At 59.6% G+C, this 22,224-nt stretch carries 22 protein-coding genes; 9 read left to right on the top strand and 13 right to left on the bottom strand.

Annotation, left to right across the window (positions count from 1 at the left end; translation table 11 throughout):
• Positions 1-57: 57 nt before the first annotated feature.
• Positions 58-306, top strand: coding sequence for a hypothetical protein (locus ACJ8PE_RS04925; RefSeq protein ID WP_004930507.1), 249 nt, complete (start codon positions 58-60; stop codon positions 304-306).
• Between the two features lie 158 nt (positions 307-464).
• On the opposite strand, the gene ACJ8PE_RS04920 is transcribed toward ACJ8PE_RS04925, so the two are convergent.
• Together ACJ8PE_RS04920 and ACJ8PE_RS04915 are read right to left on the bottom strand one after the other, a co-directional pair.
• On the bottom strand, positions 465-2,099 hold the full coding sequence (locus tag ACJ8PE_RS04920) for a peptide ABC transporter substrate-binding protein (protein ID WP_033650282.1): 1,635 nt from the start codon (positions 2,097-2,099) through the stop codon (positions 465-467).
• A gap of 158 nt (positions 2,100-2,257) precedes the next feature.
• Positions 2,258-2,608: a hypothetical protein gene (locus ACJ8PE_RS04915; protein WP_015378006.1), complete on the bottom strand. Its 351-nt coding sequence runs from the start codon at positions 2,606-2,608 to the stop codon at positions 2,258-2,260.
• Between the two features lie 206 nt (positions 2,609-2,814).
• Between ACJ8PE_RS04915 and mpaA the strand changes: the two genes are divergently transcribed.
• Positions 2,815-3,522, top strand: coding sequence for a murein tripeptide amidase MpaA (gene mpaA, locus ACJ8PE_RS04910; protein WP_033643228.1), 708 nt, complete (start codon positions 2,815-2,817; stop codon positions 3,520-3,522).
• A gap of 3 nt (positions 3,523-3,525) precedes the next feature.
• Here the strand turns inward: mpaA and ycjG are convergent, their stop codons facing one another.
• Positions 3,526-4,500, bottom strand: a complete 975-nt coding sequence (gene ycjG, locus ACJ8PE_RS04905; protein ID WP_046687132.1) for an L-Ala-D/L-Glu epimerase — start codon at positions 4,498-4,500, stop codon at positions 3,526-3,528.
• Between the two features lie 225 nt (positions 4,501-4,725).
• Between ycjG and tpx the strand changes: the two genes are divergently transcribed.
• A complete protein-coding gene (gene tpx, locus ACJ8PE_RS04900) occupies positions 4,726-5,229 on the top strand; it encodes a thiol peroxidase (protein ID WP_004930536.1) in 504 nt (167 codons plus the stop codon).
• A 56-nt stretch (positions 5,230-5,285) separates the two neighbouring features.
• On the opposite strand, the gene tyrR is transcribed toward tpx, so the two are convergent.
• The 3 genes from tyrR to ACJ8PE_RS04885 all read right to left on the bottom strand — a co-directional run bounded on the left by tyrR (position 5,286) and on the right by ACJ8PE_RS04885 (position 9,626).
• A complete protein-coding gene (gene tyrR, locus ACJ8PE_RS04895; RefSeq protein WP_033643230.1) occupies positions 5,286-6,857 on the bottom strand; it encodes a transcriptional regulator TyrR in 1,572 nt (523 codons plus the stop codon).
• 313 nt (positions 6,858-7,170) lie between these two features.
• A complete protein-coding gene (locus tag ACJ8PE_RS04890) occupies positions 7,171-8,232 on the bottom strand; it encodes a YcjF family protein (RefSeq protein WP_033650280.1) in 1,062 nt (353 codons plus the stop codon).
• Positions 8,229-9,626 carry a YcjX family protein gene (locus ACJ8PE_RS04885; protein ID WP_197792533.1) on the bottom strand — a complete coding sequence of 466 codons (1,398 nt, stop codon included), beginning with the start codon at positions 9,624-9,626 and terminating at the stop codon, positions 8,229-8,231. The genes ACJ8PE_RS04890 and ACJ8PE_RS04885 overlap by 4 nt, the downstream gene beginning before the upstream one ends.
• A 308-nt stretch (positions 9,627-9,934) precedes the next feature.
• Between ACJ8PE_RS04885 and ACJ8PE_RS04880 the strand changes: the two genes are divergently transcribed.
• Positions 9,935-11,782 carry a hypothetical protein gene (locus tag ACJ8PE_RS04880; protein ID WP_197792535.1) on the top strand — a complete coding sequence of 616 codons (1,848 nt, stop codon included), beginning with the start codon at positions 9,935-9,937 and terminating at the stop codon, positions 11,780-11,782.
• A gap of 20 nt (positions 11,783-11,802) precedes the next feature.
• Here the strand turns inward: ACJ8PE_RS04880 and pspD are convergent, their stop codons facing one another.
• From pspD to pspA, 4 genes are all read right to left on the bottom strand, one after another.
• Positions 11,803-12,066, bottom strand: a complete 264-nt coding sequence (gene pspD, locus ACJ8PE_RS04875; protein ID WP_071883554.1) for a phage shock protein PspD — start codon at positions 12,064-12,066, stop codon at positions 11,803-11,805.
• A 96-nt stretch (positions 12,067-12,162) separates the two neighbouring features.
• Positions 12,163-12,522 carry an envelope stress response membrane protein PspC gene (pspC, locus tag ACJ8PE_RS04870; protein WP_033643233.1) on the bottom strand — a complete coding sequence of 120 codons (360 nt, stop codon included), beginning with the start codon at positions 12,520-12,522 and terminating at the stop codon, positions 12,163-12,165.
• Positions 12,522-12,749, bottom strand: coding sequence for an envelope stress response membrane protein PspB (gene pspB / locus ACJ8PE_RS04865; protein ID WP_442536718.1), 228 nt, complete (start codon positions 12,747-12,749; stop codon positions 12,522-12,524). The genes pspC and pspB overlap by 1 nt, the downstream gene beginning before the upstream one ends.
• A gap of 63 nt (positions 12,750-12,812) precedes the next feature.
• Positions 12,813-13,478 carry a phage shock protein PspA gene (gene pspA, locus ACJ8PE_RS04860; RefSeq protein ID WP_197795211.1) on the bottom strand — a complete coding sequence of 222 codons (666 nt, stop codon included), beginning with the start codon at positions 13,476-13,478 and terminating at the stop codon, positions 12,813-12,815.
• A 184-nt stretch (positions 13,479-13,662) separates the two neighbouring features.
• Between pspA and pspF the strand changes: the two genes are divergently transcribed.
• A complete protein-coding gene (gene pspF / locus ACJ8PE_RS04855; protein WP_197759788.1) occupies positions 13,663-14,670 on the top strand; it encodes a phage shock protein operon transcriptional activator in 1,008 nt (335 codons plus the stop codon).
• Between the two features lie 193 nt (positions 14,671-14,863).
• Here pspF and zigA read toward each other — a convergent pair whose 3' ends face one another.
• The 3 genes from zigA to folE2 are packed head-to-tail and all read right to left on the bottom strand — an operon-like array spanning position 14,864 to position 17,538.
• The gene (gene zigA, locus ACJ8PE_RS04850) at positions 14,864-16,051 is read right to left on the bottom strand and encodes a zinc metallochaperone GTPase ZigA (RefSeq protein WP_197759787.1); all 1,188 of its coding nucleotides are present in this window, start codon (positions 16,049-16,051) and stop codon (positions 14,864-14,866) included.
• A 10-nt stretch (positions 16,052-16,061) separates the two neighbouring features.
• Positions 16,062-16,622, bottom strand: coding sequence for a carbonate dehydratase (locus ACJ8PE_RS04845; RefSeq protein WP_060660657.1), 561 nt, complete (start codon positions 16,620-16,622; stop codon positions 16,062-16,064).
• Positions 16,612-17,538 (bottom strand): GTP cyclohydrolase FolE2, encoded by a 927-nt coding sequence (gene folE2, locus ACJ8PE_RS04840; protein WP_197759786.1) that lies wholly within the window; start codon positions 17,536-17,538, stop codon positions 16,612-16,614. Before folE2 ends, ACJ8PE_RS04845 begins: the two co-directional genes overlap by 11 nt.
• Positions 17,539-17,742: 204 nt before the next feature.
• On the opposite strand from folE2, the gene sapA reads away from it, so the two are divergent.
• Genes sapA through sapD form a run of 4 tightly spaced genes read left to right on the top strand, consistent with a single transcriptional unit; the run spans position 17,743 to position 22,223 of the window.
• Complete coding sequence (sapA, locus tag ACJ8PE_RS04835; RefSeq protein WP_033643238.1) at positions 17,743-19,392, top strand: ABC transporter substrate-binding protein SapA; 1,650 nt, start codon at positions 17,743-17,745, stop codon at positions 19,390-19,392.
• Entirely contained in the window at positions 19,389-20,354 is a 966-nt protein-coding gene (sapB, locus tag ACJ8PE_RS04830; RefSeq protein WP_004930575.1) for a putrescine export ABC transporter permease SapB, read from the top strand. Before sapA ends, sapB begins: the two co-directional genes overlap by 4 nt.
• The gene (gene sapC / locus ACJ8PE_RS04825) at positions 20,341-21,231 is read left to right on the top strand and encodes a putrescine export ABC transporter permease SapC (protein WP_004930580.1); all 891 of its coding nucleotides are present in this window, start codon (positions 20,341-20,343) and stop codon (positions 21,229-21,231) included. Before sapB ends, sapC begins: the two co-directional genes overlap by 14 nt.
• Entirely contained in the window at positions 21,231-22,223 is a 993-nt protein-coding gene (gene sapD, locus ACJ8PE_RS04820; RefSeq protein ID WP_016927551.1) for a putrescine export ABC transporter ATP-binding protein SapD, read from the top strand. The genes sapC and sapD overlap by 1 nt, the downstream gene beginning before the upstream one ends.
• The last annotated feature ends 1 nt before the right edge of the window (position 22,224 follow it).

Below are 22,224 nucleotides of genomic sequence, written 5' to 3'. Positions count from 1 at the left end.
AGCTGTTTCAGCGCAAATTTTAGGGGCATATACTTTTCTCACTACGAGGAGGTAGTTATGTTACGCGACCATTTAAAAATAAACGCCAGCGATACGCTGGAAAAAATCAGCAATATCCATTTGCAAAACCAGGGCCAGGAAGAGATCAGTGAGTTTGTGGTGAAAAACGCCGCCGGCCTGCAGATTGGCAAGGTCTCCGTCCACGATCGTTTCAGTACCCGTCGTTCTTATCCCACCAGCTACCGCATTACTCAGACCGATATGAGCGGCCGCGTAGTGGTGGACGCCATGCGGGACTGTCTGTAAGCGTAACCGCTCTCTGAAATAGACAATATTAATGTGATGATGGCAACCCTGTTTATTATTAAACGGGGTTTATCGCGTGGAAAAATTAATTAGCCTCGTGGTTTCGCCGCCGAGAAAATAACGCCCCCGCATTGCGCGGGGGCGATAAATAAGCCCACTCAGTGTTTGATGATATACATCGTTTGGCTATAGGCCACGTCTTCCGGATTGGTGATCGGGTAGCCTTTTACCCACGGTTTGATCAGGCGGCCGTTGGTGTATTGGTATATCGGCGCGATTGGCGCCTGATCGGCAATGATCTGTTCCATCTTGTTGTAATCGGCGGTCACCGCCGCCGGGTTGGTTTCCCGCCCCGCCTGCGCCAGCAGCTTGTCGTAGTCCGCGTTCTTGAACTTGGCGATATTGCCGCTGTGGGTGGAGGTCAGCAGCGACAGGAAGGTCGACGCCTCGTTATAGTCACCCACCCAGGAGGCGCGGATCACATCAAAATTGCCGGTATTGCGGCTGTCGATGTAAGTTTTCCACTCTTGGTTTTGCAACTTGACGTCAATCCCCAGCTTTTTCTTCCACATCGAGGCCACGGCGATGGCGATCTTCTGGTGGCTCTCCGAGGTGTTATACAGCAGCGTCAGCTTCAGCGGGTTGTTCGGGCCGTAACCGGCCGCCTGCAGCAATGCCTTGGCCTGCGCATCCAGCTCCGCCTGCGGCTGCTGTTGCAGCAAACTCGCCTCGGGTTTGAACCCGGCGGTGACGTCCGGCGTGAAGTGATAAGCCGGTTTTTCACCGGTGCCCAACACTTTCTCCGCGATAATCTTGCGATCGATGGCGTAGGACAAGGCCTGACGCACCCGCACGTCGTTGGTCGGCGCACGCTGGGTGTTGAACGCGTAATAATAGGTGCCGAGCTGATCCGGGGTGTACACCTGCCCCGGGATATCTTTCAGCAGCTTCTGATACATGTTTTTCGGGAAGGATTCGGTGATGTCGATGTCACCCGCCAGGTAACGCTTGGTGGCGTTGGATTCCTGGTTGATCGGCACGAAGGTCACTTTGGTCAGCACGGTGCGCGCATGATCCCAGTAATGGTCATTAGGCGTCAGCACCAGCTTCTCGTTCACCACCCGCTCCTGCAGTTTGAACGCGCCGTTGCCCACCAGATTGCCGACCTTGGTCCAGTCATTGCCGTATTTTTCCACCACCGCCTTGTTCACCGGGAACAGGCTGAAGTTGGCCGTCAGGCTGACGAAGTACGGCACCGGCTTGTCCAACTGCACCTTGAGCGTGTAGTCATCCGGCGCCGATACGCCCAAGCGATCGGCCGGCAGTTTGCCGCTGATGATCTGCTCGGCGTTCTGGATCCCCGCCAGCTGCGCGAACCAGGCGAAAGGCGACAGATTTTTCGGTTCTACCAGCCGCTGCCAGCTGTAAACGAAGTCTTTTGCCGTGACAGGGTCACCGTTTGACCAGCGCGCGTCTTTACGCAGATGGAAAATATAAGTCTGATTGTCGCTGGTCTGCCAGCGGGTGGCGACGCCGGGGATCACTTTGCCGTTGGCGTCCTGATTGACCAGCCCTTCGAACAGATCGCGCGCCAGCTGAGCCTCCGGCAAGCCAACCGCTTTGATCGGATCGAGCGAGGCCGGTTCGTCTTTAATGTGGCGCACGATTTCCTGTTTGTCCGCCAGCGCGGTGCCCGGGGGAACCTGCGCCGCCATGGCGCTGCTCATACAGGCGCCGATCGCCGCCGCGCAAAGCGCCAAACGAAAACCCCGTTGCATTTTTTTTCCCGTCATTATGATTTGTCCCCCGTTAACCATCTGAATTTTTTATCATATAGCACAAGATCCATCCGGCCTAGAGCCCGCGGGCGAGAAGTTGCAAAAAGTGCGATTCAGGCGATAAAAAACCCGTGCGGCGCAGGGCGGCACGGGTGGGATTACGGCAGCGACCGTCAGTCGTACAAGTGGATGCTGTTGATGCGGTAGCTGAACTCTTCACCCTCTTCTTCATCGAACACGGTGAAAAAGCCTTTCTCAGCCAGCGGACGGGCCGAGATATCGGTTTTTTGCAGCTGACGCGCATCCGCGTCGTCGTAGCCGTAGTCGAGATAGAAGGCATCTTTCTGGTAATCGATATGCAGGGTGAACGGATAGTTCGATTCGTCCCCGCGCCCGTCGTCATTTTTCACCACGCCGAACCATTCCCCCTGACGGATCTGGTTTTCAGCGTCTACGCCGCACAGCAGCGTGATGGTGTCATTTTCATTTTCGCTATAGCTGGCGATGATTCTGGCTACTGGCATGTTAAATCCTCTTGCGGGTGATTGGCTTAGCTCTGCCGTTAGTATAACAACAGCCTCAGGCCAGGTGCGGTTTAATTGGCGTTTTCACCGCTACCGCATCACAGATCGCGCAAACGCCGCACAATTGCGATGGGAAAGATGTCTCAAAGCGTAATACACTGAATAAAATGACAATGACTCTCGGCCTTTAACTCAGGGACAACACCATGACCGAACATCGACCGCGCAGTGAACGTGGCCAGTTGGCCGTCGCAGGAGAGAACTACGGCAGCTCGCTGCTGGGCGCGCCGCTGCTCTATTTCCCGGCGGCGGTCAGCGGCCCGGAAACCGGGCTGATCATCGCCGGCACCCACGGCGATGAGAGCGCCGCCATCGTAACCCTGTCCTGCGCGCTGCGCAGCATCGCCCCCGAACAGTTGCGCCACCACGTGGTGCTGGCGGTCAACCCCGACGGCTGTCAGCTGGGGCTGCGCGCCAATGCCAACGGCGTCGATCTGAACCGCAACTTCCCGGCCGCCAACTGGCGCTCCGGGGACACCGTCTATCGCTGGAACAGCGCGGCGCCGGTGCGCGACGTCAGGCTCTCCACCGGCGGGCGCCCCGGCTCCGAACCGGAAACCCAGGCGCTGTGTCATCTGATCCATCGCCTGAAGCCGCATTGGGTGGTGTCGTTCCATGAGCCGCTGGCCTGCATCGAAGATCCCGCCAGCTCGCGGCTCGGCGTTTGGCTGTCGCACAAGTTCGAACTCCCGCTAGTGACCAGCGTCGGCTATGAGACGCCCGGTTCGTTCGGCAGCTGGTGCGCGGATCTGTCGCTGCCGTGCATCACCGCCGAATTCCCGCCGATCTCCGCCGATGCCGCCAGCGAGCGCTACATCGACGCCATGACCGAACTGCTGACCTACCCGAATTAATCCCTACGGGGCGAGATCGACGATCGCCCCGCATTCGAACGCCAGACCCGGTTCGACGTCCCGCGCCAGCCAGGTCGGGCCGTCCAGATCGACGAAACGCGCCGCCGGCGCCAGCGGCAAGGCGGCGGATATCGCCCGCGACGTGCACAACATGCAGCCGAGCATGATGGCGAATCCCTGTTCGCGCGCGGCCTGCGCCAGTGCCAGCGCCTCGGTCAAGCCGCCGGTTTTGTCCAGTTTGATGTTGACCATCTGATAGCGTTGCGCCAGCCGCGGCAGATCGGCGCGGGTGTGGCAGCTCTCATCGGCGCAGATCGGCAGCGGATGAATAAAGTGTTCCAATGCGGCGTCGTCACCGGCCGGCAGCGGCTGCTCCAGCATCGCTACGCCGAGATCGGCCAACAGCTGGCAGCGCGCCGCCAGCCCTTCCGCCTGCCAGGATTCATTGGCGTCGACAATCAGCGTCGCCTGCGGCACCGCGGCGCGGATCGCCACCAGCCGCTCGCTGATATAGTGATCGTCGAGTTTGATCTTCAGCAGCGTGGCGCCCTGCCGCTCCAGCTCACGCGCGGCGAAGGCCATCGCTTCCGGCGTTCCGATGCTGACGGTCTGCGCCATGCGGATCTGCGCCGGCGCCGTCACGCCGCTGCGCTGCCACAGGCTCTGCCCGTGCAGACCACACTCCAAATCCCACAGCGCCGAGTCCAGCGCGTTGCGGGCCGCGCCCGCCGGCATCTGCGTCAGTAGCTGCTCGCGGGTGATGCCTTGCGCGATCGCCGGCGCCATCTCAGCCAGCTGCGTCATCACCGATTCCTCGCTCTCGCCATAGCGCGGATACGGCGTGCATTCGCCGACGCCGCGCACGCCCTGCTGTTCGATTTCGACCACCACCACCCTGGCTTCGGTGCGGCTGCCGCGCGCGATCACGAAGGCGGTGTGCAGTGGCCAGGCTTCCGGGTAAAAACGCATGTCTCTCATAACGGCTCCTGAGCGAAAACTGCGCATCCAGGCAGGCTGATGCGCCGGTGATGTTTTATAGAACAGCCTAATATATACAACTATTTAGCAAACTTTGATATCCAATCCGCCCCGCTTGTCATAAACTGGCGTCAGGGTGTGAACCTGATGTTAACAGCCGCCGCCGGCGCGCCGTTTCATCAGGTTCATACCCTTTGTATAAACACCTGTAAAAGGAATCTAGCAATGACTCAGACAGTACATTTTCAAGGCAATCCGGTCAGCGTAGCGGGCAAACTGCCACAGCAGGGCGAACAGGCCAAGGCCTTCTCGCTGGTTGCCAAAGACCTGTCAGACGTAGCGCTGAGCAGCTTCGCGGGTAAACGCAAAGTCCTGAACATCTTCCCAAGCATCGATACCGGCGTCTGCGCGACGTCGGTGCGTAAATTCAACCAGTTGGCCAGCGGCCTGGATAACACCGTGGTGCTGTGCATCTCCGCCGATCTGCCGTTCGCCCAGTCTCGTTTCTGCGGCGCGGAAGGCCTGAGCAACGTGGTCACGCTGTCCACCCTGCGCGGCGCCGAGTTCAAACAGGCGTACGGCGTTGAAATCGCCGAAGGTCCATTGGCGGGCCTGACCGCGCGTGCGGTCGTGGTGCTGGATGGCCAGGACAACGTGCTGTACAGCGAGCTGGTGAACGAAATCACCACCGAGCCGGATTACGACGCGGCGCTGGCAGCGCTGAAATAATAAAGCCGGCGAACGCCGGCTTTGGATACACTGGAAGGCGCCGCAAGGCGCCTTTTTTATTCTTCGCCCTCAGCGCCGCCTTTGCGGCTGCTCAGGCCATACTCGCGCAGCTTGTTGGCGATGGCGGTATGGGAAACGCCCAACCGCTTCGCCAGCTTGCGGGTGCTGGGATAGGTGCGATACAGGCGCGTCAGCACCGAGCGCTCGAAACGCTTGCTGATGTCGTCCAGTGAACCGTCCAGCACCTCGTCGCCCAGCGACATCTCCACCTCGAACTCCGGCAACACGATATCCTGCGGCCGCAGTTCGTAGCCTTCGGTTTGCGTCAGCGCGCGGTAGATGGCGTTTTTCAGCTGGCGCACGTTGCCCGGCCAGCCGTATTTGCTGAGGAAGCTGCCCAGATCGTTCGCCAGCTTGGGCCGCGCCACGCCCTGCTCATCGGCGAAGCGCGCCACGAACAGCTCGGTCAGCGGCATGATGTCCTGCGGACGTTCGCGCAGCGGCGGAATGGTGATGGTCAGCACGTTGAGGCGATAATAGAGGTCTTCGCGGAATTCGCCGCGCTGCACCAGCTCGGTCAGGTTCTTCTGGGTGGCGCAGATCACGCGCACGTCGACGTGCACCTCATGCTCTTCGCCGACCCGGCGGAACGTGCCGTCATTGAGAAAACGCAACAGTTTGGTCTGCATGCGCGGCGACATTTCGCCAATCTCATCCAGCAGCACCGAACCGCCGTTGGCCTGCTCGAAGAAGCCCTTTTTGCCTTCCAGCGCGTTGGGATAAGCGCCCGGCGCATGGCCGAACAGCTCGCTCTCCACCACGTCATCCGGCAACGCGGCGCAGTTCAGCGCCAGGAACGGCTGTTTGCCGCGCGGGCTGCGCAGGTGGCAGGCGCGAGCCAGAATATCCTTGCCGGTGCCGGTATCGCCCACGATCAGCAGCGGCGCATCGAGCATCGCCAGTTTGCGCGCCTGCTCCAGCACGTGACGCATCTTGGCGCTCACCGCGACGATGTGATCGAATTCGGTATCGTCGTTCACCGACAGATTTTGCAGTTGGCGGCCCATGCGCGCGGTGGACTTCAACATCACCACCGCGCCGACCGCAGCCGGCTGTTGCTGTTCGTCCTCCAGATAGATAGGCGTAATGTCCATCAGGAAGTCCTGGCTGCGGATCACCACCCGTTCTGAGTGCGGCGCCGTATGCTCACTCTCCAGCCAGCGGCTGAAGTTATAGCCGCCGATCAACGCCCCGGCGGTCTGGTTGCGGATCTTGTCTTCGTTCAGGCTGAACAACGCCAGCGCCGCCGGATTGGCCAGCTCGACCTTGCCCTTCATGTCGATAGAGAACACCGGCTCCGGCATCGACTCCAGCAGCGCACGCAGCGCGCGATGCTCGCGTTCGGAAGGCATAAAGCTGACGGTGCGCACGTCGGTCACGCCGGCGATGCGGCGGATCTCCGCCATCAGCGCGCGGAAAGTATCGAAGTCCAGCTGGGAGAAATTGAGGTAAATGCGGCCGATGGGATCAATCTCGATGCCACGTAAGTCAATGCTGCGCGATACCAAAAGATCGAGTAATTCTCGAGTGAGACCGAGGCGGTCTTCGCAAAATACTTCCAAACGCATCAGTGTTGGCCTTATCTCTGCAGGTGCGGGGATCGTTAGCGATGATGATACTCCCTCGCACCGGGCGGTAGAAGCGATCTGTCAGCAAAAGTTGACAGAACTCTGATTTATTGCCGTGGTTGCTGATTTTAAACGCAAGCGAATAACAGCATCGGCGTCATTTTAGCCCACAAACAGAGAGTTATCACAAACAGATTTAATTTTGCAGGTATTTATCACGCAAGCACAGGGGGATCGACTATCGTCAAGTCTCGATTACGTCCGGCGTTGGTGCCGGTGAAATAACGGCGCTGCCAGGAGCGCCGTCGCGGGGTTATTTGGCCTTGCCGTCGCTCTTTTTCAGCGTGTCTTTCAATTGGCCGATCAGCTGGCTGCGGAAATCGCCAAGCTTCGGTTTCTCCCCTTCCAGCCACGGCAGCGGGCGACACAGTTCCATCGCCTTGATGCCCAGCCGCGCGGTCAACAACCCGGCGCCGATGCCCTGCGCCGCGCGCGCCGACAGCCGCGCCGCCAGATCCTGCGACATCCAGTCCATGCCCACTTCGCGCACCAGTTCGGAGGCGCCGGCGAAGGCGATGTTGAGCAGCACCAGCCGGAACAAACGAATGCGGCTGAAGTAGCCCAGTTCGATGCCGTACAGCGCGGCGATACGGTTAATCAAACGGATGTTGCGCCAGGCGATAAACGCCATATCCACCAGCGCCAACGGGCTGACGGCAATCATCAGCGTCGATTCGGCGGCGGAGCGGCTGATTTCGCGCCGCGCTTGGTTGTCGAGCACCGGCTGCACCAGTTTGGCGTACAGCTCCACCACTTCACGGTCATTTTGGGTTTCATGCAGCGAGGCCTGCCAACGCTGCAGCGCCGGATGCCCCTGATCCAGCCCGGCCTGGCGCGCCAGCTTCTCGCAGAATTCGCGCCCTTGCCCCAGTCCGTGGCTGTGCAACAGCTCGCGCGCCACGTCGCGCTCTTCCGCGCGCTGGCGCAGCCGATACAAACGCCGCCACTCGGTGACCACCGAACCGACGCCGGCGAACACGATCAGGCCGCCGGCCACGCCGCCGCCCATGGCGATCCAGTCCTGCTGCACCCAGGCGGTATGCACCCACTGCACGCCCTGCGCCACCACGCTGACGCCGAACAGCGCCAGCCCGGCGGTGACCATTTTGCGCCACAGGCTGCGTTTCGGCTTCAGCGCAGCGTTGATGATGCCCTCGGCGCGCCCTTCTTCCTCCTCCTGCTGCAGCTCCGGCGCCGCCGGAAAGAAGCTCTCCGCCTGCTCGGCGTCGAAAGCGACGCCGGCGCGCAACGTCGGTTCCTGCGGCGGCTGCAACGGCTCGTCAAAATCGATACGCGGTTTGATCGGCTCGCTCATCGCAATTTGTCTCCCAGTAAAAATTCCATCACCGCATCCAGACGGATATGCGGCAACGGGCTGTCCACGCTCATGGCGCGCGGGCGAAACTCATCGAAGTGGAATCCCTGGCTCTGCCAGAACGCCGGCCCCGGCAAACGGGCCGGCACTTCGCCGGGGAACACCGTCAGCGGCACGCCGTCGCTGAGGCGATTGCCCTTCAGCGCCGGAATACGCTGCCCCTGATGATCGACAATGCCGCTCTCGGTCGCCTGCACCGAGGCCAGGCCGACGCAATCCATGCTGATGCCTTCGAACGCCGCGTTCTGCCACGCCTCTTGCACCAGCTGCTGCAGCAACGACACCAGATTGGCGTGCTGATCGGCGGTGATGTGGTCCGCCTTGGTGGCGGCGAACATCAGTTTGTCGATGGTCGGCGAGAACAAGCGGCGAAACAGCGTGCGTTTGCCGTAATGGAAACTCTGCATCAGTTGGGTCAGCGCCAGGCGCATGTCGTTGAACGCCTGCGGGCCGCTGTTGAGCGGCTGCAGGCAGTCAACCAGCACGATTTGCCGATCGAAACGGACGAAATGCTCTTTATAGAAGTTTTTGACGATCGACTGGCAGTAATAATTGAACCGAGCGCGCAGCATGCCGATATTGGTGTGTCTGTCGGCCTGCGCCAGTTTCGACTCGCCCACCGCGGCAACATCGGGCCACGGGAAAAACTGCAGCGCCGGCGCGCCGGCCATGTCGCCCGGCAGCACAAAACGGCCCGGTTGAATGAAGTGCAGACCTTCGCTTTTGCAGCGCAACAGATAATCGGTGTAGGCCTGGGCGATCGCCGCCAGGCGATTTTCGTCGGCCGGGGCCAGCGGATCGCAGGTTTTACACAGGTCAAGCCAGGGCTTGGCCCATTCGGCGCGTTCCCCCTGCAGCAGCCCGGTCATCTGCCGCGACCAGGCCAGGTAATCCTGCTCGAGCATCGGCAGATCCAGCAACCATTCGCCCGGATAGTCGACGATCTCCAGGTACAGCGTCGAGGTGTCTTTGAAATGGCGCAGCAACGAGTCGTTGGAGCGGTAACGCAGCGCCAGTCGGATTTCGCTGACGCCGCGCGTCGGCGTCGGCCAGGACGGCGGCGCGCCGTACAGCTGCGCCAGCCCTTCGTCGTAGGTGAAACGTTGGATGCCGAGATCGCGCTGCGGGATGCGCTTGACGCCCAGCAGGCGTTCTTCGCGCACCGGTGAAAACAGCGGCATGCGCGCGCCGCTGTGCACATGCAGCAGTTGATTGACGAAGGCGGTGATAAAGGCGGTTTTGCCGCTGCGGCTCAGGCCGGTCACCGCCAGGCGCAGATGGCGATCCATTCCGCGGTTGACCAGCGAGGTTAACTCATTTTGCAGTCGTTTCATTTTGCCTGGAGTCGCATCCTTTTATTCACTAAAACATGCAGTTACACGGTAACACTTCGCTAACCACATGGCCTATGCTCACTATTATAGCCACAAGCAGAGTGAGATTTGCCACAGATGAAAATTGCCACCTTCTCAACTTAACCGACAACGCTTTGTGTAAGACATAGCCGAGCAACCTAATATCGCCCCCTATACAAAGACGAGATAGTATTACCCCCACAGGAATAATCACAATCACTCGTACTAACGATACAACCCCTTCATCAAAACGTTTATGTCAATACGAATACTAACCGGAGAATCCGATGAGCACAATTAATTTCGAGCGCGGCCTGACCATTATAAATTCGATGGCAACACTTAAAAACACCCAACCAGAATATGACGGTCAACGCATAATCTTAACCGAGTATTATCAAGGAAAGGGTAAAGGTGGCGGTGTATTTACAGGACATACCAACGCGGTAAATGCCATTGACGACGGTGGCTATTCGACGCTTAAAGTCAATCAATCCCCAGCAGCGTGGTATCGTAATGACTTAACCCAGCTTTCTTTATACGACGGGGGATGTGATCTTACTCTTGACGATAATGGCCCCCTGATTCAAAACATTGCACTGATCAGAGGTGAACGCTCCGTAAAGATTCCAAGCGGCTATTGGAATATTAAAACACCGGTCGTCTTTCCAGCCAACAGTGGAATTTCCCTTTACGGTGAAAGCAGTTACAACGGTCGTGCCGTGCTCGTCTACAACGGACAAGACTTGGCAAAACAGACTGATATAACAGGGATTATAACCATCGACGCCGCTCAGGGAGAAATAACCTATAGCGGTGTCAGTTTCAGAAACTTCCAGCTAAGGGGAAATAACAAGACGATTTGCGGACTGAGTATAAAATACGCAAGCTATGTGCACGCCCAGAATGTAAGCATTCTTTACTGTCGGGGAGCCGGTCTTTATTTAGATAAGGTTCAGGATAGTTACTTCAAATTCGTCGAGGTTCAAGGCTGCGGCAGAACGTCGGGAGATTATGATAACTACCTGGACATCACTGACTTCAATAAGATGCTTCTTGCCCCCATTCATTTAACATCAACAATGCAAAATGACCACTGCAACATGTTACGATTCGAAGACTGTCAATGGGAAGCCAATTTGATAAGCCCGACTATCTATGTTAATGGCGGAATAGGACTTTGGTTTAAAAACCTACATATGGAACATCGAACCGGCCCGCTTCAAAAATTGATCGGCAACAATCCCAATGCCAGCTGTCTATTATATATGAATAATTCTGGCGAAGTTTACCTCAATGAAATTCAGGCATCAGAGATAAAACACTTAGTCTATAGCTCTGGATACGGTGTTTTATATGCTACAAATATTAATCGAGGAGGGAACATTACTCACGCAGCATCAGGCAAAAAATTCAATGTTTTCATGAATGGGTGCTGGCTTCAGGATATGGACTTTTCATCCAGTGTAAAAGCCATGATCAGCAATTGCCGACTAGCCAGTTTGACCTGGCGATACCCTGCTTATCCAAGTACTATTTCGGACACCCACTTTTCCGGCAACGTTGCTCTGACAGAAGATGGAGCCAACCCACGTATCGATTTGGTCGACTGCCAGTATGGCAGCGTGAAAAGCAATACCAGCAATCTACGTTTCCTCGGCGGGCGTTGCTCGGGAGATTTTTACTATGTCTCGCGATCGGGGGCTGGCTCGGTCATTGACGTTGACGTTGAAGGCAACACGACCATCAGCACCAGTTACGGCTGTTCATATCAGCCTGGAAAATCCAACTATACCGCAGTACGGATCGCCGACGGCCCCAAAGAGCTCGGCGGCGTAATGCGCCCCATTGGTTCCGAATGGTTCAATACTGCTGTGGCCGGTGACGAAGAAGGCGCCATCTATAGCTGGGTGAAAACGACTACCGGGTGGCGCCCCTCCAGTCGCATCAGTCGTTTCGGCACGAGCTTATCTTCCATGACGTTTGCTCAACTTCCTGCTGCGAATGTTTGCAAAGGCACCGCTATTTTTTGCACCAATACCGCAGCAAATCCATCGGCACAGGCAATCATAAGCAACGGTTCGAATTGGGTCTATTTGGCAACCCCGGGGACAAAAGTCACCGAAGCGAGTTGAATGAACGATATCATGCCGCCCTACTTGGGCGGCATTTTCTCTCCCGCCACGTAACGCCCGAATGCCTTGTTCAGGCCTTTACGGAACAGCGGTTCCAGCACCAGCGCCAGCACGAAGCGCACCGGTTTGCGGCCGACGGTCTTCAACAGCCAGCCGGCGGCGCCCGCCGGGCCATAGTTCAATAACGCTATGATGATGACTTTAGCCAATGTCTTCAACATTGCCGCCGCTCCTGATTTAAATCCACCCGTTCTGGTGGCGTTCGCGACATCAATTTTATTCATGACAATGCCCTCCGGCACAAGACGATTAAGATGACCTTCAACGGGATGACGGCGGCGAGATACCCGGCCTGCGCAGGCCGGGCATCGCAAGAAGGGTTACAGCTTGCGGAAACGGCTCTGTACGCCGAAGGTATCGGACGTCACGTAGCGCTCGACCTGACGCAGCTGCTGCTCGCCGCTGCCCAGCTCATACTCCAGCTGATCGAGCAGCTGGCGCGGCGTCTTCTGATGCTCGCCTTCGAAGCGGCTGGCCGGTGCTTCGTCCAACACGAACACCAGCGCGATATAGGCCACCAGCGTGAAGAAGAACAGCCCGAAGAACAGCGACAGCACCACCATCACGCGGATCAGGCGCACCGGCACGTCGAAATAGTGGGCCAAACCGGCGCAGACGCCTTTCACCATGCCTTCTTCGGGAACGCGATAAAGCTTTTTACTGCCCAGCGTCATGCTCATCAGGACTGTCTCCAGTTCGGGTGTTCCGCATCGAGGATCTCTTCCAGCGCCTGAATGCGTTCACGCATGCGTTTGGCGTCTTCCGCCAGCTGCGCCAGGCGCTGCATTTCTTGCTGACTCAGCTGGATGCCGGTATGTTGCCGATTGCTGTAATGCAGCCAAAGCCAAATCGGCGCGACAAACAGCACGAAAATTGTCAGCGGAATGGCAAGTAATAAAGCACTCATTGTTATTCCTTCTTATCGGATCCTGGATAGGCGGCCACCTCCAGCGTGTGGCCGCGGTTCGCCTTACTCGGAGCGGTTCATCTTGGCTTTCAGCGCCGCCAGTTGCTCACTGATGGCGTCGTCGGCCTTCAGCTCGGCAAACTCTTGGTCCAGCGACTTCTTTTTACCGATGCTGATGCTTTCCGCTTCGGCTTCCATATGGTCGATGCGACGCTCGAACTGTTCGAAACGCGCCATCGCCTCATCCAGCTTGCCGCTGTCGAGCTGACGGCGCACCTCGCGCGAGGAAGATGCGGCCTGATGGCGCAGCGCCAGGGCCTGCTGCCGCGCGCGGGTTTCGGTCAGCTTGTTTTCCAGCTCACCAATTTCGCTCTTCATGCGCGCCAGCGTGTCTTCTACGGTCGCCACTTCCTGCGTCAGCGTGGCGATCAGGTCGGCAACCTTTTGTTTTTCGATCAGCGCCGCGCGGGCCAAGTCTTCTTTATCTTTGCGCAGCGCCAGCTCGGCTTTTTCCTGCCAGTCGCTTACCTGGCCTTCACCCTGCTCGATGCGACGCAGCAACTGCTTTTTCTCCGCCAGCGCGCGCGCCGACGTAGAGCGAACTTCAACCAGCGTGTCTTCCATTTCTTGGATCATCAACCGCACCAGCTTCTGCGGATCTTCCGCCTTGTCCAGCAGGGTGTTGATGTTGGCGTTCACGATGTCGGCAAAACGAGAAAAAATACCCATAATTCACTTCCTCTTGGTTCTGATGGCGTCTGAAGCGCCGCGTTAAGTCGTACAGCTTGCCCAAAGAGATAATCAAAACCCGTGCCAACTTTTATATCATTGAAAAACAACAACTCTTTATTTTTGACTCTCTGCGCGCTTGCTGTAGAGTGATTATTTTCACCAAACATTGGCGAATTTCATCATGAACGAACAGCCAGAGAATTTGTTGGGCGAAGCAAACGCCTTTGTCGAAGTATTGGAGCAAGTCTCCCAGGTGGCAAAGCTGAACAAACCGGTGCTGGTGATCGGCGAGCGCGGCACCGGTAAAGAGCTGATCGCCCATCGTCTGCACTACCTCTCCAACCGTTGGCAAGGGCCGTTCATCTCGCTCAACTGTGCGGCGCTGAATGAAAACCTGCTGGACTCCGAGCTGTTCGGCCACGAGGCCGGCGCCTTTACCGGTGCGCAGAAACGTCATCTGGGCCGCTTCGAGCGCGCCGACGGCGGCACGCTGTTTCTCGATGAGCTGGCGACCGCGCCGATGCTGGTGCAGGAGAAATTGCTGCGGGTGATCGAATACGGCCAGCTGGAGCGCGTGGGCGGCAGCCAGCCGCTGCGTGTGGATGTGCGCCTGGTGTGCGCCACCAACGACGATCTGCCGGCGCTGGCGGCGGCGGGCAAGTTCCGCGCCGATCTGCTGGATCGGCTGGCGTTCGACGTGGTGCAGCTGCCGCCGCTGCGCCAACGGCGGCCCGATATCATGCTGCTGGCCGAGCATTTCGCCATTCAAATGTGCCGCGAGCTGGGGCTGCCGCTGTTTCCCGGCTTTACCGAACGCGCCAGGCAGACGTTGCTCAACTACGGCTGGCCGGGCAACGTGCGCGAACTGAAAAACGTGGTGGAACGTTCGGTCTATCGTCACGGCGACAGCGACAACCCGCTGGATGAGATCGTCATCAACCCGTTTGCGCCACGCGAGGCCACACCGCTTACGCCTGCCCCTGAAGGCGCCGGCGCGTTGCCGGCGCTGCCGCTCGAGCTGAAAAACTGGCAGTTGGAGCAAGAGAAGGCGCTGATCGAAGCAGCGCTGCAGCAAGGGCGATTCAACCAGCGCAAGGCGGCGCAGCTGCTGGGGCTCACCTACCATCAGCTACGCGGCATGCTGAAAAAGCATGCGCTGCTGCAAAACGGCGAGCAAGGCGAAGAATAACAGACAAAAAAAAAGCCAGCACCCGAGCTGGCTTAAAAAACACTGGAAGCAATGTGAGCAATGTCGTGCCTTCCACATCAGAGCCGCAAACTGTGGCCTTCCGTGAACTGCCAGGCGATGATAATAGTTATCAGTATCGTCTGTAAAGCACTTTGTTGAGAATTTTTCTCATTACCACACGAAGATTGCGCAATTACCACTCAGGGAACGGGTCTGCCATCTCCAGCCAATAGTCCACGCCGGCGGCCATTTCGTCGTCGCTCAGCAGGCAGTCGTCCAGCAGACGCACGATCGCCGCCTGTTGCAAGTGCTGGCCGATAAACACCAGCTCCTGGCGCATGTCGCCGAACGGCTCCACCCATTTCTCCTGAATATGCGCCCGCGTTTGCGGATCTTGCGGCCAATTGTCTTGCGGGATCGCGCGCCAAAAGGTGCCCGCCAGGCCATAATGGGCGATGCCGCCGGCCTGGCTCCACTGCCCGGCCTGCCGCGGCCGCGTCGCCAGCCAGAAGAAGCCTTTCGAACGCAGCAGCTTGCCGCCGCCCCAGTCGCCGTTGATCACGCGGTAGAACTTGTCCGGCGCAAACGGCCGCCGCGCCTGATAGACAAAGCTGCTGATGCCGTAGCTTTCCGTCTCCGGCACGTGTTCGCCGCGCAGCTCTTTCAGCCAGCCGGGCGCCTGCTGCGCCTTTTCAAAGCTGAAGCTGCCGGTATTCAGCACCGCCTCCAGCGGCAGTTTGCCCGGCGCGATCGGCACAATGCGGGCGTCGGGATTCAGGCTGGCCAGCAGCGCCATCACTTCGCCCTGCTGCGTTGGCGTCAACAGATCGGTCTTGCTTACCAGGATCACGTCGCAGAATTCAATTTGCTCAATCAACAGGTCCGCCACGCTGCGCAGATCGTCCTCGCCCAGGCTTTGGCCGGCCTCCTGCAGGCTTTGCGCCTGCTGGTATTGCCGGATGAAATTCACCCCGTCGACCACCGTCACCAGGGTATCCAGCCGGGCGAACTGCGACAGGCTTTCGCCCGTTTCATCCTCAAAGGTAAAGGTTTCCGCCACCGGCAGCGGTTCGGAGATGCCGCTCGATTCGATCAACAGGTAATCGAAACGCCCCTCCTGCGCCAGCTCGCGCACCGACACCAGCAGGTCTTCGCGCAGCGTACAGCAGATGCAGCCGTTGCTCATCTCCACCAGCTTCTCCTGCTGGCGATCGAGGCGCACTTCATTCTCCACCAGCGCAGCGTCGATATTCACCTCGCTCATGTCGTTGACGATCACCGCCACGCGCATGCCCTGCCGGTTGTTCAGGATGTGGTTCAGCACCGTGGTCTTGCCGGCGCCGAGAAAGCCGGAAAGCACGGTCACGGGAAGTTGTTTCATGGGGACCTCATTAAAATTCATTGCGTAATGCCTGGTAACCGCGCACCAGTTCGACGTTGGTGGCGGCCACTTCTTCCGAAAACTGCAGCGCGCTGCGATCGACCTGGCGATAGCGCGACAGGTCGCTGTCCGGCCCCACGCGCTCGGTCGAGGGGATATAGCGGTTTTCCGGCAGCGTCACGCCGTCCACCACCGCGTTGTAGCGCACCACGCAGCCGGACTGAACGTGGCAGTTGAACAGCACGCTGTTGAAGCCGATAAACACCCGATCGTCGATGCGGCACGGACCGTGCACAATGGCGCGGTGGGCGATCGAGCTGTAACGGCCAATTGTCACCGCCGCCCCGCTCTTGGAATGGATCACCACGCCGTCCTGAATATTGGAGTGCGAGCCGATGACGATCGGCTCCATGTCGCCGACGGCGTTCAACTCATCGGCGCGAATTACCGCATAAGGGCCGACGTAAACGAAGTCTTCGACGATCACCCGGCCGCAAATAATGGCGGTGGGATCGATGTAGGCCAGCGGCGAGACCTGCGGCAGATGGCCGCTGGGATTTTTACGCAGCATGGTGTTCTCCCCGCCAGCTCAGCTCCGCCACCGCATTGTGGGCATGCAGGCTCTCCTGATGCTCGACGCGCAGCGAAAAAGCGCGGTAGTCGCACTGGCTGCGCAGCATGCGATACAGACGGCGCGCCGCGTCCTCGCAAAACATCAGGTTCTGACCGTTGGCCAATGCGAAGGCCTGCTCGTCGCAGCGTTTCACTAGCGTTTGTACCGACGTGCCCAGCGCGTGTTCGATGCGGTCAATCAGTTTCACCGGCTCAAACGCCCGTTCATTCTCAGGCGTCACGGTGATCCAGGCCCAGCTGCGCTGGCTGTGGGGGGTGGCCGGCATCCCTTGCTCCAGCAGCCACTCGCTCACCTGCCGTTGGCTGACCCGCTCCGCCGCCTGTTCAAAATCAAACTGGAACTGTTGCTGCGCCAACTGACGGCTGAGCGCCGCCGAACTCGGGCAGGTGGAGGAATAAGGCACGCCGACGGTCAGCGCCAGCGTCAGCGTATCCGTCAGAGTGGCCTCGATGCGCAGCGGATAGGCTTTCCAGCCGCGCTGCGGCGACAGCAGCGCCGGGCGTGACAGCAACAGCTCGCCGCCGATCGACAAGCTGGCGCGATCGCTGTGTTCCGGCTGCGAAGCCAAAAAGGCCTGCAGCGTTCGGCCGATGCGCTGCGGCGTCAGCTCGCCCTGCGTCAACTCGTCCAGCGCCAGATACAGCCGCGACATGTGAATGCCGCGCTCGCCCGCCGCTTCGGCGCGCAGGTTGATACCGGCGTCGACCTTCGCCATCAATGGCTTGCCGGCCAGCTCCAGCGGCAGCGCGATCCCTTGCATCCCGACCCAATCGAGCCCGACATCACTCATTTCGCCGCGCCATGCCTGAGCATCCGGCAGCGAACGGCGTGGTGGAAGTGCAACTTCGTTCATACATCCCCTTGCGTTATTGTGACTTTGCCGGGGAACGGTAACATGATTTTGTTATATTATAACATAACATGAAAAACTTTTTTCTTGCCGCTGAACGGGCTGATCAATCAAGTCGCAGAAAACTCAGCGATTTTGCTCAATGGATTGGGCTGCTGGTCAGAGTGCGATACACTAACGCTATTGCTGATTAACCCATGAGCCTCTATGCGTGGTTTACCCTTTTGGATACTGTCGTTGTGCCTGACGGGCTCTGCCCTGGCCGCGACAACACCGCCCGCGCCCAGCGCGGCGCCGCTGCCGGACATTCGCCAGAGCGGCTTTGTTTATTGCGTCAGCGGCATACTGAATACCTTCAACCCGCAAATGGCCAGCAGCGGCCTGACGGTGGATACCCTGGCCGCCCAGCTGTACGATCGCCTGCTGGACGTCGACCCCTACACCTATCGCCTGATCCCCGAGCTGGCGCAGAGCTGGGAGGTGCTGGACAACGGCGCCACCTACCGCTTCCATCTGCGCAAGGACGTGCCGTTTCAGACCACCGCCTGGTTCACGCCCACCCGCAAGATGAACGCCGACGACGTGGTATTCAGCTTCGCCCGCGTATTCGATCAGAAACACCCGTATCACGACGTGAACGGCGGCGAATACCCCTATTTCGACAGCCTGCAGTTCGGCGATTCGGTGCAGAGCGTGAGAAAGCTCGACGACTATACGGTGGAGATTCGCCTGCAGTCGCCGGACGCCTCGTTCCTGTGGCACCTGGCGACCCACTACGCGCCGGTGCTGTCCGCCGAGTACGCCGATCTGCTGACGCGTGAGGGCCATCAGGAGCTGATCGACCGCGAGCCGGTCGGCAGCGGCCCGTTCCTGCTCAACGAATACCGCTCGGGGCAATATATTCGCCTGGCGCGCAACGCCGCCTACTGGAAAGGGCTGCCGCGCATGCCGCAGGTGGTGATCGATCTGGGCGCCGGCGGCACCGGCCGCCTCTCCAAGCTGCTGACCGGCGAATGCGACGTGCTGGCTTATCCGGCGGCCAGCCAGCTGTCTATCCTGCGCGACGATCCGCGCCTGCGCCTGACGCTGCGTCCGGGGATGAACATCGCCTATCTGGCGTTCAACACCCGCAAACCGCCACTCGACAACCTCAATGTGCGCCAGGCGATCTCGCTGGCGATCAACAACCAGCGGTTGATGCAGTCGATCTATTACGGCACGGCGGAAACCGCCGCCTCGATCTTGCCGCGCGCCTCCTGGGCCTATGACAACGACGCGCACGTCACCGAGTACGATCCGGCCAAATCTCGCGAGATGCTGCGGCAGGCCGGCGTCGGCCAGCTGAACCTGAAGCTGTGGGTGCCGACCGCCTCGCAGTCTTACAACCCGAGCCCGCTGAAAACCGCCGAGCTGATCCAGGCCGACCTCGGCCAGGTGGGCATCAACGTCACCATCGTGCCGGTGGAGGGCCGCTTTCAGGAAGCGCGCCTGATGGAGATGAACCACGATCTGACCCTGACCGGCTGGGCCACCGACAGCAACGATCCGGACAGCTTCTTCCGGCCGCTGCTGAGCTGCGCGGCAATCCGTTCGCAAACCAACTATGCTCACTGGTGTGACCCGAGCTTCGACGAAGTGCTGCAGAACGCGCTGCTGTCGCAGCAGCTGTCTCAGCGCATCGACAACTACCGCAAGGCGCAGAAAATCCTTGAGCAGCAATTGCCGGTGCTGCCGTTGGCGTCTTCCCTGCGCCTGCAGGCCTATCGTTACGACATCAAGGGATTGGTGCTGAGCCCGTTCGGCAACGCCTCGTTCGCCGGGGTGTACCGTGAATCCGCGCCGGAGGTGAAAAAGTGATTATCTTTACCCTGCGCCGCATTCTGCTGCTGCTGATCACGCTGTTCTTCCTGACGCTGGTCAGCTTCAGCCTGAGTTATTTCACGCCGCGCGCGCCGCTGAACGGCGCCGCCCTGCTGGACGCCTATCAGTTCTACTTCGTCAGCCTGCTGCACTGGGACTTCGGCGTCTCCAGCATCAACGGCCAGGCGATCAGCGAACAGTTGCGCGAAGTGTTCCCGGCCACCATGGAACTGTGCCTGCTGGCCTTCGCCCTGGCGCTGTTTATCGGCATTCCGCTGGGCATCATCGCCGGCGTGCTGCGCGGCAAGTGGCAGGACACCGCCATCAGCACCTTCGCGCTGCTGGGCTTTTCGATGCCGGTGTTCTGGCTGGCGCTGCTGCTGATGCTGTTCTTCTCGCTGCATCTCGGCTGGCTGCCGGTTTCCGGCCGTTTCGATCTGCTGTATCAGGTGAAGCCCATCACCGGTTTCGCGCTGATCGACGCCTGGCTGTCGGACTCGCCGTATCGCGCCGAGATGATCGGCAGCGCCCTGCGCCACATGATCCTGCCGATCGCCGCGCTGGCGGTGGCGCCCACCACCGAAGTGGTGCGGCTGATGCGCATCAGCACCGACGACGTGCTGAGCCAAAACTACATCAAGGCCGCCGCCACCCGCGGCCTGTCGCGCTTCACCATCATTCGTCGCCACGTGTTGCACAACGCGCTGCCGCCGATCGTGCCCAAACTGGGGCTGCAGTTCTCCACCATGCTCACGCTGGCGATGATCACCGAAGTGGTCTTCAGCTGGCCGGGCCTCGGCCGCTGGCTGATCAACGCCATTCGCCAACAGGACTATGCGGCGATCTCCGCCGGCGTGATGGTGGTCGGCACGCTGGTGATCACCATTAACGTTCTGGCCGACATTCTGGGTGCGGCAACCAACCCGCTGAAACATAAGGAATGGTATGCCCTTCGATAACGTATACCGCGAGAAAAAGATGCCGAGCCCGCTGCGCTACACCTGGCGGATTTTCTACGGCGACGCGCTGGCGATGATCGGTTTTTACGGCGTGATCGCCCTGTTGCTGCTGTCGCTGTTCGGCAGCCTGCTGGCGCCCTACGCGCTGGATCAGCAGTTCCTCGGCTATCAACTGCTGCCGCCGTCCTGGTCGCGCTACGGCAACGTGTCGTTCTTCCTCGGCACCGACGATCTCGGGCGCGACATCCTCAGCCGCCTGTTGACCGGCACCGCCGCCACCTTCGGTTCCGCGCTGGCGGTGACGCTGGCCGCGGCGTTCTGCGGCGTGATCCTCGGCGTGTTCGCCGGCGTCACCCACGGGCTACGCTCGGCGGTGCTCAATCACATCCTCGATACCCTGCTGTCGATTCCGTCGCTGCTGCTGGCTATCGTGGTGGTGGCGTTTATCGGCCCCAAACTTGAACACGCCATGCTGGCGGTGTGGCTCGCCTTGTTGCCGCGCATGGTGCGCACCATCTACAGCGCGGTGCACGATGAGCTGGAGAAAGAGTACGTGGTGGCGGCCCGGCTTGACGGCGCTTCCACGCTGCAGATCCTGTGGTACGCGGTCATGCCGAACATCGCGGCGGTGCTGGTGACCGAGTTCACCCGCGCGCTGTCGATGGCCATTTTGGATATCGCCGCGCTCGGCTTCCTCGATCTCGGCGCGCAGTTGCCTTCGCCGGAATGGGGAGCGATGCTCGGCGATTCGCTCGAGCTGGTGTACGTCGCGCCCTGGACGGTGATGCTGCCCGGCGCGGCCATCCTCGTCAGCGTGCTGCTGGTTAACCTGTTAGGCGACGGTATGCGCCGCGCAATCAATGCCGGGGTGGAATAATGCCGTTACTCGATATCCGCAATTTGACGATTGAATTTATGACCGCCGAAGGGCCGGTCAAGGCGGTCGATCGCGTCAGCATGACGCTGACCGAGGGCGAAGTGCGCGGACTGGTGGGCGAATCGGGCTCCGGCAAGAGCCTGATCGCCAAGGCCATCTGCGGCGTAACCAAAGACAACTGGCGCGTTACCGCCGATCGCTTTCGTTTCGACGACATCGATCTGCTGCAGCTGAGCCCGCGCGAGCGGCGCAAGCTGGTGGGCCACAACGTCTCAATGATCTTCCAGGAGCCGCAGTCCTGTCTCGATCCTTCCGAGAGCATCGGCCGCCAGCTTGCGCAGGCCATCCCGGGCTGGACCTATAAGGGCCACTGGTGGCAGCGCTTCAACTGGCGCAAACGCCGCGCCATCGAATTGCTGCACCGCGTCGGCATCAAGGATCATGACGACATCATGGGCAGCTTCCCGTACGAGCTGACGGAAGGCGAGTGCCAGAAAGTGATGATCGCCATCGCGCTGGCCAACCAACCGCGTCTGCTGATCGCCGATGAGCCGACCAACGCCATGGAACCGACCACGCAGGCGCAGATTTTCCGTCTTTTGGCGCGCCTCAACCAGAACAACAACACCACCATTCTGCTGATCAGCCACGACCTGCAGATGATGAGCAAGTGGGCCGATCGAGTGAACGTGCTGTACTGCGGGCAAACGGTGGAGAGCGCCCAGTGCGAAGAGTTGCTGGCGGCGCCGCACCACCCTTACACCCAGGCGCTGATCCGCGCCATGCCGGACTTCGGCCGCTCGCTGCCGCACAAAAGCCGGTTGAATACGCTGCCGGGCGCCATTCCTTCGCTGGAACACCTGCCGATCGGCTGTCGCCTGGGGCCGCGCTGCCCTTACGCGCAGAAGAAGTGCATCGAAACGCCGCGCCTGCGCCCGGTCAAAAACCACTTCTTCGCCTGCCACTTCCCGCTGAACATGGAGGAGCAATAAC

Source organism: Serratia sp. CY74737 (assembly GCF_052166775.1).
In the GTDB taxonomy this organism is placed as follows: Bacteria; Pseudomonadota; Gammaproteobacteria; order Enterobacterales; family Enterobacteriaceae; genus Serratia; species Serratia ureilytica.
This window is presented reverse-complemented; position numbering and strand designations above follow the sequence as displayed.

What these genes read in the sequence shown, in the direction of transcription:
- ACJ8PE_RS04925 (WP_004930507.1), top strand. Translation starts at nt 58, where the DNA reads ATGTTACGCGACCATTTAAAAATAAACGCCAGCGATACGCTGGAAAAA.
- ACJ8PE_RS04915 (WP_015378006.1), bottom strand. Translation starts at nt 2,608, where the DNA reads ATGCCAGTAGCCAGAATCATCGCCAGCTATAGCGAAAATGAAAATGAC.
- ACJ8PE_RS04845 (WP_060660657.1), bottom strand. Translation starts at nt 16,622, where the DNA reads ATGCTGCGTAAAAATCCCAGCGGCCATCTGCCGCAGGTCTCGCCGCTG.
- ACJ8PE_RS04880 (WP_197792535.1), top strand. Translation starts at nt 9,935, where the DNA reads ATGAGCACAATTAATTTCGAGCGCGGCCTGACCATTATAAATTCGATG.
- tyrR (WP_033643230.1), bottom strand. Translation starts at nt 6,857, where the DNA reads ATGCGTTTGGAAGTATTTTGCGAAGACCGCCTCGGTCTCACTCGAGAA.
- pspB (WP_442536718.1), bottom strand. Translation starts at nt 12,749, where the DNA reads ATGAGTGCTTTATTACTTGCCATTCCGCTGACAATTTTCGTGCTGTTT.
- pspD (WP_071883554.1), bottom strand. Translation starts at nt 12,066, where the DNA reads ATGAATAAAATTGATGTCGCGAACGCCACCAGAACGGGTGGATTTAAA.
- sapA (WP_033643238.1), top strand. Translation starts at nt 17,743, where the DNA reads ATGCGTGGTTTACCCTTTTGGATACTGTCGTTGTGCCTGACGGGCTCT.
- tpx (WP_004930536.1), top strand. Translation starts at nt 4,726, where the DNA reads ATGACTCAGACAGTACATTTTCAAGGCAATCCGGTCAGCGTAGCGGGC.
- ACJ8PE_RS04890 (WP_033650280.1), bottom strand. Translation starts at nt 8,232, where the DNA reads ATGAGCGAGCCGATCAAACCGCGTATCGATTTTGACGAGCCGTTGCAG.
- ycjG (WP_046687132.1), bottom strand. Translation starts at nt 4,500, where the DNA reads ATGAGAGACATGCGTTTTTACCCGGAAGCCTGGCCACTGCACACCGCC.
- zigA (WP_197759787.1), bottom strand. Translation starts at nt 16,051, where the DNA reads ATGAAACAACTTCCCGTGACCGTGCTTTCCGGCTTTCTCGGCGCCGGC.
- ACJ8PE_RS04920 (WP_033650282.1), bottom strand. Translation starts at nt 2,099, where the DNA reads ATGACGGGAAAAAAAATGCAACGGGGTTTTCGTTTGGCGCTTTGCGCG.
- pspC (WP_033643233.1), bottom strand. Translation starts at nt 12,522, where the DNA reads ATGAGCATGACGCTGGGCAGTAAAAAGCTTTATCGCGTTCCCGAAGAA.
- mpaA (WP_033643228.1), top strand. Translation starts at nt 2,815, where the DNA reads ATGACCGAACATCGACCGCGCAGTGAACGTGGCCAGTTGGCCGTCGCA.
- folE2 (WP_197759786.1), bottom strand. Translation starts at nt 17,538, where the DNA reads ATGAACGAAGTTGCACTTCCACCACGCCGTTCGCTGCCGGATGCTCAG.
- pspA (WP_197795211.1), bottom strand. Translation starts at nt 13,478, where the DNA reads ATGGGTATTTTTTCTCGTTTTGCCGACATCGTGAACGCCAACATCAAC.
- ACJ8PE_RS04885 (WP_197792533.1), bottom strand. Translation starts at nt 9,626, where the DNA reads ATGAAACGACTGCAAAATGAGTTAACCTCGCTGGTCAACCGCGGAATG.
- sapC (WP_004930580.1), top strand. Translation starts at nt 20,341, where the DNA reads ATGCCCTTCGATAACGTATACCGCGAGAAAAAGATGCCGAGCCCGCTG.
- pspF (WP_197759788.1), top strand. Translation starts at nt 13,663, where the DNA reads ATGAACGAACAGCCAGAGAATTTGTTGGGCGAAGCAAACGCCTTTGTC.
- sapD (WP_016927551.1), top strand. Translation starts at nt 21,231, where the DNA reads ATGCCGTTACTCGATATCCGCAATTTGACGATTGAATTTATGACCGCC.